Source organism: Vibrio albus (assembly GCF_003144035.1).
Lineage (GTDB): Bacteria > Pseudomonadota > Gammaproteobacteria > Enterobacterales > Vibrionaceae > Vibrio > Vibrio albus.
In genome coordinates this window covers 719,126-732,778 of the sequence record NZ_QFWT01000001.1, presented here as the reverse complement: position 1 = coordinate 732,778, position 13,653 = coordinate 719,126, and the positions used below count along the sequence as shown (strand labels likewise).

The window sequence follows — 13,653 nt, the reverse complement described above, 5'->3', positions numbered from 1 at the left end:
AAAGCCCGGATGCGAACATCCGGGCTTTGGTCTAGGGCTAACTAAATTACTTTACTAACTGATTGGCGTGCGTTTACCGCTTTATTTTTGTCCAACCATCACCTGTTGAGCGCAGGCGAGTTACTACTTGTGTCTTTATTACTTATTTAGATCGTCGGCATGTTCAGCCAGGAACGCTGCAACACCTTTTGGTGACGCGTCCATACCTGATTTACCTTCTTCCCATTGAGCAGGGCAAACTTCACCTTTTTCCTGGTGGAAGTTCAGCGCGTCAACCATACGCAGCATTTCATCGATGTTACGACCCAGAGGCAGATCGTTAACCACCTGGTGACGAACAACGCCGTCTTCATCGATAAGGAATGAACCGCGGAAAGCAACGCCTTCTTCCGGGTGCTCAACGCCATAAGCCTGGCATACAGCATGCTTAACGTCGGCAACCAGAGGATATTTAACAGGACCGATACCGCCATCATCGATAGCCGTGTTACGCCATGCGTTGTGAGTAAACTGAGAGTCGATAGACACACCGATTACTTCAACACCTTTTGCCTGAAAATCTTCAAAACGTTTATCAAAAGCAATAAGCTCAGAAGGGCATACGAATGTAAAATCTAGTGGGTAAAAGAATACAACTGCTTTTTTACCTTTTGTAAATTCCGCAAAGTTGAAACCATCTACGATTTCACCGTTACCCAGAACTGCTGGTGCAGTAAAGTCTGGGGCTTGACGACCAACCAATACCATTATTTTGCTCCTAATCGAGTTATTTATATGAGCCTTAGAAGTTTAACGCTCATCTCTGTGCTTCGTCAGAAACTATAGTACAGATACGAGGATGCAAAAAAGCGAATTAAATAGATTGCTATAATCGAAAAAAGCGATAAGGTTGAGGCATTCCGTTAAAAAGGGTGTTGATAAACCGATACGTTATGAATAAATGGCCTAGTTTAAAGCAGTTACACTATCTGATTACTCTACATGAAACCCGTCATTTTAATGAAGCAGCGAAACGTTGTTTTGTCAGTCAGTCAACACTGAGTAAAGGTATCCAAAACCTGGAAGACCTCATCGGTTGTTCGTTGTATGAGAAAAAAGACAAGCGCAGTTCGCTGGTATTTACCCCCGCCGGGGAAATGATTGTGGAGCATGGTCGGGAGTTACTGGCTAAAGGTCAGGATTTGGTTGAACTGGGCAGAGTGTGTCAGGGTGAGGTGATGGAAGGTCAGCTTAAACTGGGCTGCATTCCGACTATTGCGCCATTTTTGCTGGGCGATCTGGTGCAGGAAATCAACCAGCGTTTTCCGCAGCTCAACCTGCTGCTGAGGGAAGATACTACGGCGAACCTGTTACAGGCGTTAAAGCAGGGTGAAATGGATGTCCTTATTCTGGCTCTACCGATGGATATCGGCAGTATGCACAGTCAGATTGTGGGGCAGGATCCGTTTAAGATGATCATCAGCCGCAATCAGGCCAACAGAATTCAGGTGCCCATCAAATATGATGATTTACCGGATGAGTCTGTGTTCCTGCTGGAAAATGAACATTGTCTTACTGAGCATGCGGTTTCTGCTTGTCAACTGACCCGAACGGAAAAGATTAATCCTTTTACTGCTACCAGCCTGCATACATTGGTTCAGATGGTCGCGAACGGACTGGGTACAACGTTTATTCCTCAGATGGCAATTGATCATGGTCTGCTGGATAATCAGAACCTGATTATTGCCGATCCTCCGGGGCAGAAAGCTTACCGGGATATTGGTCTGGTATGGCGTCCGAGCTCCTCCCGCTACGAGACGTTTGAGAAGCTTTCTTCCATTGTGGCAGAGCTCTTATAGTGCCTGACTATCATTATCAGACAATGAGAAAGATTTTCCAGCTATCGCCAGAGTTTTTTCAGCTGTCGCCAAAAAAGCAGCGACGGCAGGTCGCACCGGTTTTCCGGCGCATTCCTGTATTAGTGTGGGTCAAAAATAGTCGTGTGGGTCAGAAATCGCTGAAGTCCTCATCCATCATATCTATCTCGTCTTCCATCTCATCTGGTTCTGTATTTTCTTGTAACTCGAGAAGATGGATGGCAATAGTGACAAAATCGCTGTCGGTAATGATTCCCACCAGTTTGTGATGGGCAACAACGGGTAAGCAGCCGACTTTGTGTTTCTGCATATAGTAGGCACTTTCTTTGAGCCCTGCCTGAGGTGCAACGGTCATCACATTCTTGCGCATAGCTTCATTCAGGGAAGTGGTCAGTGTATGGGAGTTTTCTTCTGATATGCCCTGCAGGCTGGATTCCTGAGCAGAAAGAACGTCCCTTTGGGTGACTACTCCTAAAAGCACTCCGTCCACATCAACAACCGGAATATGCCGGATGTCGTGTTCTTCCATCAGATGTTTTGCATCTGCCAGAGAGTTCGAGCGAAGCAGGGTGTGAGGGTTGCGAGTCATCATGTCTTCAACCTTGATCATCCTGACCTCCTTACGTGTCTGAATAACAGGGGGTATATCTAAACTATAGAATTATTCCCCCCGGATAACTGGGAGCTATACCATTTTTTTCGGCTTGAAAATTCTGATACTCGTGCTCGCATCATTGGGCTGCTTAGGTGTATACTCGCGCACTGCAAAAATTTTAGTCACAGAGTAGATAAGATCACCAGCATGCAAGTTTCCGATTTCCATTTTGAACTCCCGGACGAGCTTATTGCCCGTTATCCGAAAGCACAGCGTACCGCCAGCCGCATGTTGCAGCTGAATGGTCAGACAGGAGAAGTGACTGACCGAGTTTTTACTGATGTTCTGGATCTGGTTCAGGAAGGAGACCTGCTGGTATTCAATAACACCCGGGTAATTCCGGCGAGGATGTTTGGCAAAAAGGCGACCGGCGGGAAAATTGAAGTGCTGGTCGAGCGTATGCTGGATGATAAAACTGTGCTGGCTCACGTCAGAGCCTCAAAGGCTCCTAAACCTGGTACGGCTCTGCTTTTGGGTGAAAATGATGACTATGCCGCTGAAATGGTATCTCGTCAGGATGCACTGTTTGAGATCCGCTTTCAGGCAGACAAAACGGTTTTGGAAATTCTGGAAGAAATAGGCCATATGCCACTTCCTCCTTACATTGATCGCCCGGATGAAGATACCGATAAAGAGCGGTATCAGACTGTTTATAACGAAAAACCGGGAGCGGTAGCAGCTCCGACGGCCGGACTGCACTTTGATGATGAACTTTTGGAACAAATCCGTGCCAAAGGTGCAGAGTTTGCTTACGTCACACTGCATGTCGGAGCCGGAACCTTCCAGCCGGTTCGGGTAGACAATATCAACGATCACCATATGCACGCGGAATACGTTGAAGTATCACAAGACGTGGTTGATGCGATCAATGCAACCAAAGCACGCGGTGGCCGGGTAATTGCGGTAGGTACCACATCGGTTCGCTCCCTAGAGAGTGCCGCGCAGAGTGCCCTGAAAAATGGTACGGAACTGGTGCCTTTCTTTGATGACACCGAGATTTTTATCTATCCGGGTTATGAGTATCAGCTGATTGATTGTCTGATCACCAATTTCCACTTGCCGGAATCAACCCTGATCATGCTGGTCAGTGCATTCGCCGGATATGAGAATGTGATGGCGGCGTATGAGCACGCTGTAAAGAATGAATATCGCTTCTTTAGCTACGGCGATTCGATGTTTGTTACAAAAAAATAAAATACTAAAGAGACTAGAGACTAGAGACTAGAGACTAGAGACTAGAGACTAGAGACTAGAGAGAATACAGAACGCTTCGCTTTGAGAGTATAGAATACAGAAAACCCTCTGAATTTCTGTATTCTTAAGGGAGCTGGCGACCGTTCTGTACTCTTTTATAGTCTCTGGCATCTAGAAGCGCAGCGGTCTGGTTTCTAGTCTCTGATATATCCTGTCATCTAAACATAAACGGCGGTGAGGTAAACTCACTTGTCGGAAGATAAACCGCCAGACTGTTTCTCTGGCACACTGGAGGCTTCGTGAAATACGAACTATTTAAAAAACAAGGTAATGCCCGTCGTGGTCAGCTGACTTTCGATCGAGGTACGGTACAGACTCCTGCGTTTATGCCTGTGGGTACTTACGGTACCGTTAAAGGTATGACGCCGGAAGAAGTAAAAGACACAGGCGCGCAGATCCTGCTGGGCAATACGTTCCACCTGTGGCTGCGTCCTGGTCAGGAAATCATGAAACTGCACGGTGACCTGCACGATTTTATGAACTGGCAGGGGCCTATCCTGACTGATTCAGGTGGTTTTCAGGTATTCAGCCTGGGCGATATCCGTAAAATTACCGAAGAAGGGGTGCATTTCCGCAACCCGGTCAACGGCGACAAAATTTTTATGGATGCGGAAAAGTCGATGGAAATCCAGAACGACCTTGGTTCCGACATTGTCATGATTTTTGATGAGTGTACACCTTATCCGGCAACGCACGACGAAGCGAAGAAATCGATGGAAATGTCACTGCGCTGGGCACAACGCAGCCGTGATCACTTCAACAAGCTGGAAAACCCGAATGCACTGTTTGGTATTGTTCAGGGCGGGGTATACGAAGATCTGCGTGATGTGTCTGTGGAAGGTCTGACTAACATCGGCTTCGATGGTTATGCCGTGGGTGGCCTGGCTGTGGGCGAGCCGAAAGAAGATATGCACCGTATTCTGGAGCATACCTGCCCGCAACTTCCGGAAGATAAGCCTCGTTACCTGATGGGCGTGGGTAAACCGGAAGACCTTGTTGAGGGCGTGCGTCGTGGTATCGACATGTTTGACTGCGTGATGCCAACCCGAAATGCCCGGAACGGACACCTGTTTGTAACCGGTGGTGTGATCAAGATCCGTAATGCGAAACATAAAACGGATACAGGGCCTCTGGATCCGCACTGTGACTGTTACACTTGCAGAAATTACTCTAAGTCATACCTGCATCATCTGGATCGCTGTAATGAAATCTTAGGTGCCAGACTGAATACCATTCATAATTTGCGTTATTATCAGCGTCTGATGGAAAGTATTCGTAAGGCGATTGATGAAGATCGCTTTGACCAGTTTGTCGAAGAGTTTTATGCTCGTCGTGACCGTGAAGTACCGCCGTTAGGGAAAAGCGAATAACGATAATTGAATTTATGTGATGGGTTGCGGATTATTTCCCTTGAAAAGGAAAAAACGCAACCCATTTAGTAAGTAAGATATAACCTAATCTAATATAGAGGACTTTTTAATGGGTTTTTTCATTTCTCAAGCTCACGCCGCTGACGGTGCCACACAAGGTGGTGGTTTTGAAATGCTGATCATGCTGGCTATGTTTGCAGCCATTTTCTACTTCATGATTTACCGTCCGCAAAACAAGCGTGTAAAAGAGCACAAAGCACTGATGTCTGCCATGGCAAAAGGTGACGAAGTCCTGACCAGTGGTGGTCTGATTGGTAAGATTACTAAGATTGCCGATGACAATGATTACGTTGCAATTGCTCTTAATGACAACAACGAAGTCATCATCAAGAAAGACTATGTAACAGCTGTGCTGCCAAAAGGCACCCTGAAGTCTCTTTAATTTAAAACAGCTTAAGGATTCATGCTGTGCTAAACCGTTATCCGTTATGGAAGTACCTGATGGTGGTGTTCATCATTGCTATCAGTGCATTGTATGCGCTTCCTAATATTTACGGTGAGGATCCGGCGATTCAAATAACTGGGGCACGTGGTGCCTCAGTTGATCTGTCAACTCTGGATACCGTCACCGACGCTCTTGATAAAGAGAGTCTTTCCCGAAAATCCGTCACTCTTGAAGACGGTTCAATTCTGGTCCGATTTAATGATACCGACACACAGATAAGTGCCCGCGACATTATCAGCGAAGCGCTGGGCAGAGATGTTGTTGTTGCTCTGAACTTAGCGCCTTCAACGCCAGACTGGCTTGACTCTATTGGTGCTGCTCCTATGAAACTCGGTCTTGACCTGCGTGGTGGTGTGCACTTCCTGATGGAAGTGGATATGGACGCCGCGATGGAAAAACTGGTCGGGCAGCAGGAAGAGGCATTCCGCAGCGAATTGCGTGAAGAGAGAATCCGTTATCGTGCGATTCGTCAGAAAGATCAGGGTGTTGAAGTTCTTTTGCGTAATGCAGAACAACTGGCCGAGGCGAGAAAAGTACTGACAGCCAAACATCAGGATATGACATTTGTCGAGTCTGAGGCCGATGGCCGCTTCGCACTGGAAGCCACTTTCCTGGAAGCTCGCCTGAAAGAAATTCGCAACTATGCGGTAGAGCAGAACATCACTATCCTGCGTAACCGGGTAAACGAACTGGGTGTTGCCGAACCTCTGGTTCAGCGTCAGGGTGCCAGCCGTATCGTGGTTGAGCTTCCTGGTGTGCAGGATACCGCACGAGCGAAAGAGATTCTGGGCGCGACAGCCACACTGGAATTCCGTGAGGTTGATGATAAAGCCGATCTGGCTGCTGCTGCGAATGGACGGGTTCCTGCTGGTAGCGAACTGAAATCCGACCGTGATGGCCGCCCTGTGGTGCTGAAAAAACGCGTTATTCTTGGTGGTCAGAGCATTACTGATGCAAGCTCCAGTACGGATGAATATGGTCGCCCACAGGTGAACATTTCTCTGGACAGCGAAGGTGGCAGCAAAATGTCAGCGTTCTCGAAAAAGAACGTGGGCAAACTGATGGCAACGGTATTTGCTGAATACAAAGACAGTGGCCGCAAAACGCCGGAAGGTAAAGTTATTCTGTCTAAGCACGAAGAAGTGATTAATCAGGCGACCATTCAGACTGCATTGGGCCGTAACTTCCGGATTACTGGTATCGACTCAGTGGCTGAAGCCCATAACCTTGCTTTGCTTCTGCGTGCCGGTGCTCTGATTGCGCCGATTTCCATCGTGGAAGAGCGAACTATCGGTCCATCTATGGGGCAGCAGAATATCGATATGGGTATTCAGGCATGTATCTGGGGTATGGTTGCAGTCATGCTGTTTACGCTGGTGTACTACCGTAAGTTTGGCTTTATTGCCAATATGGCGCTGGTGGCTAACCTGGTTCTGATTATCGGTGTGATGTCGATGATTCCGGGCGCAACAATGACCTTGCCGGGTATCGCGGGTATCGTACTGACGGTCGGTATGGCCGTGGATGCGAACGTACTGATCTTCGAGCGTATCCGGGAAGAGCTTCGCGACGGACGTAATCCGCAGCAGGCGATTCATCAGGGCTATGCCAATGCATTCAGTACGATTGCCGATGCGAACATTACCACGCTGATTACAGCAATTATTCTGTTCGCTGTGGGTACCGGTGCAATCAAAGGCTTCGCCGTTACTCTGTCTATCGGTATTCTGACCTCTATGTTTACTGCTATTGTAGGTACCCGTTGTGTGGTTAACCTGCTGTACGGCGGAAAACGCGTTAACAAGCTGTCGATCTAAGGAAAAGTTATGTTTCAGATAATGAAAGCAGACAAAATGATCGACTTTATGCGTTGGTCGAAACTGGCATTTGTATTCTCGCTGGTGATGATTGCTGCCTCCATCTTTACCCTTTCAACCCAATGGCTGAACTGGGGACTGGATTTTACCGGCGGAACCCTGATTGAAGTTGGCTTTGAACAGCCGGCGAATCTGGATGATATTCGTACCTCGCTGGTAGCCAAAGGCTTTGGTGATGCGACGGTGCAGAACTTTGGGTCTGCTCGCGATGTGATGGTGCGTTTGCGCCCTCGCGAGGGGGCTTCCAGTGAGATGTTGGGTAACCAGATCCTGACCGCTCTGCAGGAAGGTACTGGTGACCATGTAGAAATGCACCGTATTGAGTTTGTGGGCCCTAATGTCGGCGATGAACTGACTGAGGCCGGTGGCCTGGCTATCCTGGCTTCGCTGATCTGTATCCTGCTGTACGTATCGGTTCGTTTCCAGTGGCGTCTTGCGGCGGGTGCGGTACTGGCACTGGCGCACGATGTGATTATCACCCTGGGCGTATTCTCTATCATGCAGATCGAAGTGGATCTGACCATCGTAGCCGCATTGCTGACCGTTGTCGGTTACTCGCTGAACGATACCATTGTGGTATTTGACCGTATCCGGGAAAACTTCCGCAAAATGCGTAAAGGAGAGCCGCCTGAGGTAATGAACAATTCCATTACCCAAACACTGAGCCGTACACTGATCACATCGGCAACGACGCTGTTTGTGGTGATCGCACTGTTCGCTCAGGGCGGGGCTATGATTCATGGTTTCGCTACGGCCTTGCTGCTGGGTATCACTGTGGGTACTTACTCTTCAATCTATGTGGCTTCGGCGCTGGCATTGAAACTGGGTATCACACGTGAACACCTGATGCCGCCACAGGTGGAAAAAGAAGGCGCTGAATTTGAGGATTATCCGTAACCTGAAAGAGGTTTATGGCTAACCTGAAATGAAACTTAAAGGGGGAAGTGCGAGCAGCACTTCTCCTTTTTGGTTTAAGGGGGATTAAACGGAAAAACCTCTTTGATCTGAATGAATATGGTTCCACAAACCGCTCAAGACATCCCTGTACGCTTAAACTTGGGCATCCATGCCCCAAGTATGTTTGTTCCACCACATCCATTCAGATGATCAAAAAGTTATGCGTGTCTGTGTTCGGTTTCTGTCTGGTTCGTTATTTGAAGAACTTTCAGAGATAAACTGAATAAAAATTACCCACTTCCATTTTCATAAAACTCTGATATACTCCGCACCGCTTTCTGTTCTTTAACATCCGTTGGGAAAAATTGTATGCATCCTATGCTTAATATTGCTATTCGCGCTGCGCGAAAAGCAGGCAATCATATTGCTAAATCACTGGAAAACGCTGAGAAAATCGAAACCTCTCAGAAAGGCTCAAACGACTTTGTTACAAACGTAGACAAAGAAGCTGAAACGCTGATTATTGATACAATCAAAAGCTCATACCCTGAGCACTGTATCGTTGCGGAAGAAAACGGCGTTATCGAAGGTAAAGATAAAGCAGTTCAATGGATCATCGACCCTCTGGATGGCACCACTAACTTTGTAAAAGGTTTCCCGCATTTTTCCGTGTCTATTGCTGTTCGCATGAACGGTAAGACAGAAGTTGCCTGTGTTTATGATCCAATGCTGAATGAACTGTTTACCGCTCAACGTGGTGGTGGTGCTCAACTGAACAATGCCCGTATCCGAGTTAATCAGGTGAAAGATCTGAGCGGCACTGTACTGGCGACAGGTTTCCCATTTAAACAAAAGCAGCATTCTGAATCTTATCTGAAGATCGTTTCTGCGCTATTCGTAGACTGTGCAGACTTCCGTCGTACCGGTTCTGCAGCTCTGGATCTGTGTTATCTGGCTGCTGGCCGTGTTGATGGCTACTTCGAGCTGGGTCTGAAGCCTTGGGACATGGCGGCTGGTGAGCTGATTGCTCGTGAAGCCGGTGCTATCCTGACTGACTTTTCCGGCGGTACCAGCTATATGGATTCCGGAAACATTGTGGGCTCAAGTGCCCGTGGTGTAAAAGCAATGCTTAAGCACATCCGTGAAAACGGTAATGATGCGATTCTGAAGTAATTGTTTTGATAAGGGGGGAAATCATTTCCCCCTTAATCCTTCCCCCTCGTTTTACTTTCACCTCTCTTATTACTTTCATCTCTCTTATTTAATGCTATCATTTCCCGGTTTTAACCAAGGGAACCCATCAGCTTATGCTTAACAATGTCAAAGTCGTTTTAGTCGGTACTTCTCACTCCGGAAATATAGGTTCAGCCGCACGGGCTATGAAAGTTATGGGGCTGACCAATCTGGTTCTGGTTGACCCTAAATGCGAAGTGGATGAGCAGACAATGGCTCTGGCTGCGGGAGCGACAGATATCGTTCAGAATGCGACGGTTGTTCATTCTCTGGAAGAGGCGGTTGCAGACTGTGGGCTGGTTGTTGGCTCCAGTGCCCGTTCTCGTACTCTGGACTGGCCTATGCTGGAATCGCGCGAGTGTGGTGTGCAGTTAGCCACTGAAAGCGAAAAGCACCCGGTAGCACTGGTCTTTGGTCGGGAGAGAACCGGTCTGACCAACGATGAATTGCAGACGTGCCAGTATCATGTCTGTATTCCTGCCAACCCTGAATATAGTTCCCTGAATCTGGCGATGGCGGTACAGACGCTGTCCTATGAGGTGCGGATGGCATTTCTTGAGCGCCAGAAGCAGGATTACAGTGAAAGTGATGAGGACTACCCTCGCCATAAAGAGCTGGAATTATTTTATCAACACCTTGAAAAAGTGATTACGGATACCCAGTTTATCTCCAGAGATAAGCCTAATTTAGTGATGAATAAGATGCGTCGACTTTTTAGTCGCGCCCGTCCGGAAAATCAGGAACTTAATATTCTTCGGGGAGTTCTCACGTCCATAGAAAAGTCAGTCAAATCAAAGTGACAAATACCTGAGTAATTTAGTCAAATAAATACTTGACTAAATTGGTCGGGTATAGATACACTTCTAGTAGGTCATTTATTTGAAGCGAAGCAGGTGTGATTATGAGACTGACATCGAAAGGAAGATATGCCGTAACCGCTATGTTGGACGTGGCACTCCATTCACAGGAGAGTCCGGTACCACTGGCTGATATTTCTGAGCGTCAGGGTATTTCCCTTTCTTACCTGGAGCAGCTTTTTTCCAAGCTTCGTAAATCAGGTTTGGTTGCGAGTGTCCGCGGGCCAGGTGGTGGATATCTGTTAGGAACAGAGGCTGACGCTATTTCCGTAGGGATGGTGATTGCCGCAGTCAATGAAACTGTCGACGCTACCCGATGTGCGGGTAAGAGTGACTGTTGTGACGGTGCCCGCTGCCTGACACATACGCTATGGCGTGATCTCAGCAGCCGTATTAGCGAGTTTCTGGATGGTATCACTCTGGGACAGCTTATGCGCGACAACGAAGTGCTGGAAATATCAGAACAACGAGAAATGGACCTTGCGATGAAGCAAGGGTTTTCCCCAAACAGCACAATCAGCACAACAACAATTAGTGCCAATGCGCGATCTTAATCGCGGTAAAGTCACACACTGGAGTAGAAGATGAAACTGCCTATTTATTTCGATTATTCAGCAACATGCCCGGTAGACAAAAGGGTTGCCGAGAAAATGGTCAACTATATGACCATGGACGGAACATTCGGTAATCCGGCATCACGCTCACACCGTTATGGCTGGCAGGCTGAGGAAGCAGTGGATACCGCTCGAGAACAGATTGCCGATTTGCTGAATGCAGATCCAAGAGAAATTATTTTTACTTCAGGCGCAACAGAATCTGATAACCTGGCGATTAAAGGTGCCGCACATTTCTACGGTAAAAAAGGTAAACATGTGATTACCTGTAAAACCGAGCACAAAGCGGTTCTGGATACCTGTCGTCAGCTTGAGCGAGAAGGTTTTGAGGTGACTTATATGGAGCCTGAAACCAATGGTCTGCTTGATCTGGAAAAATTAAAAGCCGCTATGCGTGATGACACTGTTCTGGTTTCTATCATGCATGTTAATAACGAAATCGGTGTCATTCAGGATATCAAAGCGATTGGCGAATTATGCCGTGAACGCAAGATTATCTTCCATGTCGATGCGGCTCAGTCAGCTGGTAAACTGCCGATTGATGTACAGGATATGAAAGTTGACCTGATTTCGTTGTCTGCGCATAAGATTTACGGCCCGAAAGGTATTGGTGCACTGTATGTTCGCCGTAAACCACGTATTCGTCTGGAAGCCCAGATGCACGGTGGTGGCCATGAGCGCGGATTCCGTTCAGGTACGCTGCCGACTCATCAGATTGTCGGTATGGGCGAGGCATGTCGTATTGCAAAAGAAGAGATGCAGAACGATTATGAGCATGCTTTGGCACTGCGTAACCGTATGCTGGAAGGATTAAAAGATATTGAAGCTGTGACGATCAATGGTGATCTGGAACAGCGTCTGCCACAAAACCTGAACATCAGTTTTGCGTTTGTGGAAGGTGAGTCACTGCTGATGTCTCTGAAAGATCTTGCGGTGTCTTCAGGTTCAGCCTGTACATCTGCAAGCCTTGAGCCATCGTATGTATTGCGTGCTCTTGGCCTGGATGATGAACTGGCACACAGCTCTATTCGTTTCTCTTTCGGTCGCTCAACAACGGAAGAAGAAGTGGACTATGCAGTAGAGCAAATTCACCTGGCGGTAAATAAATTACGAGAAATGTCTCCGCTTTGGGATATGTACAAAGAAGGGATTGATTTGAACACCGTTGAGTGGGCTCATCATTAATCTTCACGGAAGAGGTTTAACAGAGGTAAAGTTATGGCTTACAGTGATAAAGTAATCGATCATTATGAGAACCCACGTAACGTAGGCTCATTTGATAAAGAAGATCCAAATGTAGGCAGCGGTATGGTCGGTGCACCTGCATGTGGTGATGTAATGAAACTGCAGATTAAGGTAACACCGGAAGGTATTATCGAAGATGCTAAGTTTAAAACTTATGGTTGTGGTTCTGCGATTGCCTCTAGTTCACTGGTAACAGAGTGGGTAAAAGGTAAATCGATTGATGAAGCAGCTGCCATCAAAAATGCAGAAATTGCAGAAGAGCTTGAATTACCACCTGTGAAAATTCACTGCTCGATCCTGGCAGAAGATGCGATTAAGGCCGCTGTTTCTGACTACAAGAAAAAGCACGACCAGTAATCAAGTAAACAAAGGACAGTAGTAAGGTTAATTATGGCTATCACCATGACAGAAGCGGCATCGAGCCGGGTAAAAGCGTTTCTCGACAACAGAGGCAAAGGTATTGGTCTGCGTCTCGGAGTGAAAACCAACGGTTGTTCTGGTATGGCTTATGTCCTTGAGTTTGTTGATCAACTGAATGAAGAAGATCAGGTCTTTGAAACCAATGGTGTAAAAATAATTATTGATCCGAAAAGCCTGGTCTACCTTGACGGAACCGAACTCGACTACGCCCGTGAAGGTCTGAATGAAGGTTTCAAATTTAACAACCCTAACGTCAAAGACGAGTGTGGTTGTGGTGAAAGTTTTAACGTTTAATTCATGAACTATTTTGATATTTTCGGGCTACCAATTCAGTTTGAACTGGATGGTAGCCTTCTTGCTTCTCAATACCGAGAACTACAGCGCCGTTTCCATCCGGATAACTATGCCACATCTTCGGAGCGTGACCGTTTAATGGCGGTACAGAAAGCCGCTCAGATTAATGACGCCTACCAGATATTAAAATCTCCGCTGGACCGAGCAGAATATATGTTGAGTCTGAACGGTATCGAAATGCACGGCGAGAAACAGACTCTGCAGGATCCCATGTTTCTGATGGAGCAGATGGAACTTCGGGAAGAGCTGGAAGAGATCCGCGACGATCAGGCTCTGTTTGATTTTGAAGACAAGGTCAGCAGAATGTCCCGACAGCAGATGAATGAGCTTGAGCAGGAGCTAAACCAGTCTCAGTGGGAACTGGCTGCGGATCGGGTTCGGAAACTCAAATTTATCGAAAAATTAAAAACAGAAATTGAACAGGTAGAAGAACGGCTGTTGTAGCTTAAAGCTAAGTTCGGCAATATGCCTGAATGAAGCATTAGTATAATTGGCGAAGCTACTTGAAAAGGACGT

General features: G+C 47.1%; 15 protein-coding genes. 13 read left to right on the top strand and 2 right to left on the bottom strand.

Annotation, left to right across the window (positions count from 1 at the left end; translation table 11 throughout):
• Positions 1–138: 138 nt before the first annotated feature.
• Complete coding sequence (locus tag DI392_RS03310) at positions 139–747, bottom strand: peroxiredoxin C (RefSeq protein ID WP_109318457.1); 609 nt, start codon at positions 745–747, stop codon at positions 139–141.
• A 185-nt stretch (positions 748–932) separates the two neighbouring features.
• On the opposite strand from DI392_RS03310, the gene DI392_RS03305 reads away from it, so the two are divergent.
• The gene (locus DI392_RS03305) at positions 933–1,838 is read left to right on the top strand and encodes a hydrogen peroxide-inducible genes activator (RefSeq protein WP_109318456.1); all 906 of its coding nucleotides are present in this window, start codon (positions 933–935) and stop codon (positions 1,836–1,838) included.
• Between the two features lie 148 nt (positions 1,839–1,986).
• Here the strand turns inward: DI392_RS03305 and DI392_RS03300 are convergent, their stop codons facing one another.
• Positions 1,987–2,466: a CBS domain-containing protein gene (locus DI392_RS03300; protein ID WP_109318455.1), complete on the bottom strand. Its 480-nt coding sequence runs from the start codon at positions 2,464–2,466 to the stop codon at positions 1,987–1,989.
• A 192-nt stretch (positions 2,467–2,658) separates the two neighbouring features.
• On the opposite strand from DI392_RS03300, the gene queA reads away from it, so the two are divergent.
• The 12 genes from queA to hscB all read left to right on the top strand — a co-directional run bounded on the left by queA (position 2,659) and on the right by hscB (position 13,581).
• A complete protein-coding gene (gene queA, locus DI392_RS03295; RefSeq protein WP_109318454.1) occupies positions 2,659–3,705 on the top strand; it encodes a tRNA preQ1(34) S-adenosylmethionine ribosyltransferase-isomerase QueA in 1,047 nt (348 codons plus the stop codon).
• A gap of 299 nt (positions 3,706–4,004) precedes the next feature.
• Entirely contained in the window at positions 4,005–5,135 is a 1,131-nt protein-coding gene (gene tgt, locus DI392_RS03290; RefSeq protein WP_109318453.1) for a tRNA guanosine(34) transglycosylase Tgt, read from the top strand.
• Between the two features lie 109 nt (positions 5,136–5,244).
• Positions 5,245–5,577 carry a preprotein translocase subunit YajC gene (yajC, locus tag DI392_RS03285; protein ID WP_109318452.1) on the top strand — a complete coding sequence of 111 codons (333 nt, stop codon included), beginning with the start codon at positions 5,245–5,247 and terminating at the stop codon, positions 5,575–5,577.
• Positions 5,578–5,603: 26 nt separating this feature from the next.
• Positions 5,604–7,457: a protein translocase subunit SecD gene (gene secD, locus DI392_RS03280; RefSeq protein ID WP_109318451.1), complete on the top strand. Its 1,854-nt coding sequence runs from the start codon at positions 5,604–5,606 to the stop codon at positions 7,455–7,457.
• Positions 7,458–7,466: 9 nt separating this feature from the next.
• Positions 7,467–8,414: a protein translocase subunit SecF gene (secF, locus tag DI392_RS03275; RefSeq protein WP_109318450.1), complete on the top strand. Its 948-nt coding sequence runs from the start codon at positions 7,467–7,469 to the stop codon at positions 8,412–8,414.
• Positions 8,415–8,783: 369 nt separating this feature from the next.
• Positions 8,784–9,587, top strand: a complete 804-nt coding sequence (gene suhB / locus DI392_RS03270; RefSeq protein WP_109318449.1) for an inositol-1-monophosphatase — start codon at positions 8,784–8,786, stop codon at positions 9,585–9,587.
• A gap of 134 nt (positions 9,588–9,721) precedes the next feature.
• On the top strand, positions 9,722–10,447 hold the full coding sequence (gene trmJ, locus DI392_RS03265) for a tRNA (cytosine(32)/uridine(32)-2'-O)-methyltransferase TrmJ (RefSeq protein ID WP_109318448.1): 726 nt from the start codon (positions 9,722–9,724) through the stop codon (positions 10,445–10,447).
• Positions 10,448–10,548: 101 nt separating this feature from the next.
• Positions 10,549–11,058, top strand: a complete 510-nt coding sequence (gene iscR, locus DI392_RS03260) for a Fe-S cluster assembly transcriptional regulator IscR (RefSeq protein ID WP_109318447.1) — start codon at positions 10,549–10,551, stop codon at positions 11,056–11,058.
• A 30-nt stretch (positions 11,059–11,088) separates the two neighbouring features.
• The gene (locus DI392_RS03255) at positions 11,089–12,303 is read left to right on the top strand and encodes an IscS subfamily cysteine desulfurase (protein WP_109318446.1); all 1,215 of its coding nucleotides are present in this window, start codon (positions 11,089–11,091) and stop codon (positions 12,301–12,303) included.
• A gap of 33 nt (positions 12,304–12,336) precedes the next feature.
• A complete protein-coding gene (gene iscU, locus DI392_RS03250) occupies positions 12,337–12,720 on the top strand; it encodes a Fe-S cluster assembly scaffold IscU (RefSeq protein WP_109318445.1) in 384 nt (127 codons plus the stop codon).
• Positions 12,721–12,753: 33 nt separating this feature from the next.
• Entirely contained in the window at positions 12,754–13,077 is a 324-nt protein-coding gene (iscA, locus tag DI392_RS03245) for an iron-sulfur cluster assembly protein IscA (protein ID WP_109318444.1), read from the top strand.
• A 3-nt stretch (positions 13,078–13,080) separates the two neighbouring features.
• On the top strand, positions 13,081–13,581 hold the full coding sequence (gene hscB / locus DI392_RS03240; RefSeq protein WP_109318443.1) for a co-chaperone HscB: 501 nt from the start codon (positions 13,081–13,083) through the stop codon (positions 13,579–13,581).
• The last annotated feature ends 72 nt before the right edge of the window (positions 13,582–13,653 follow it).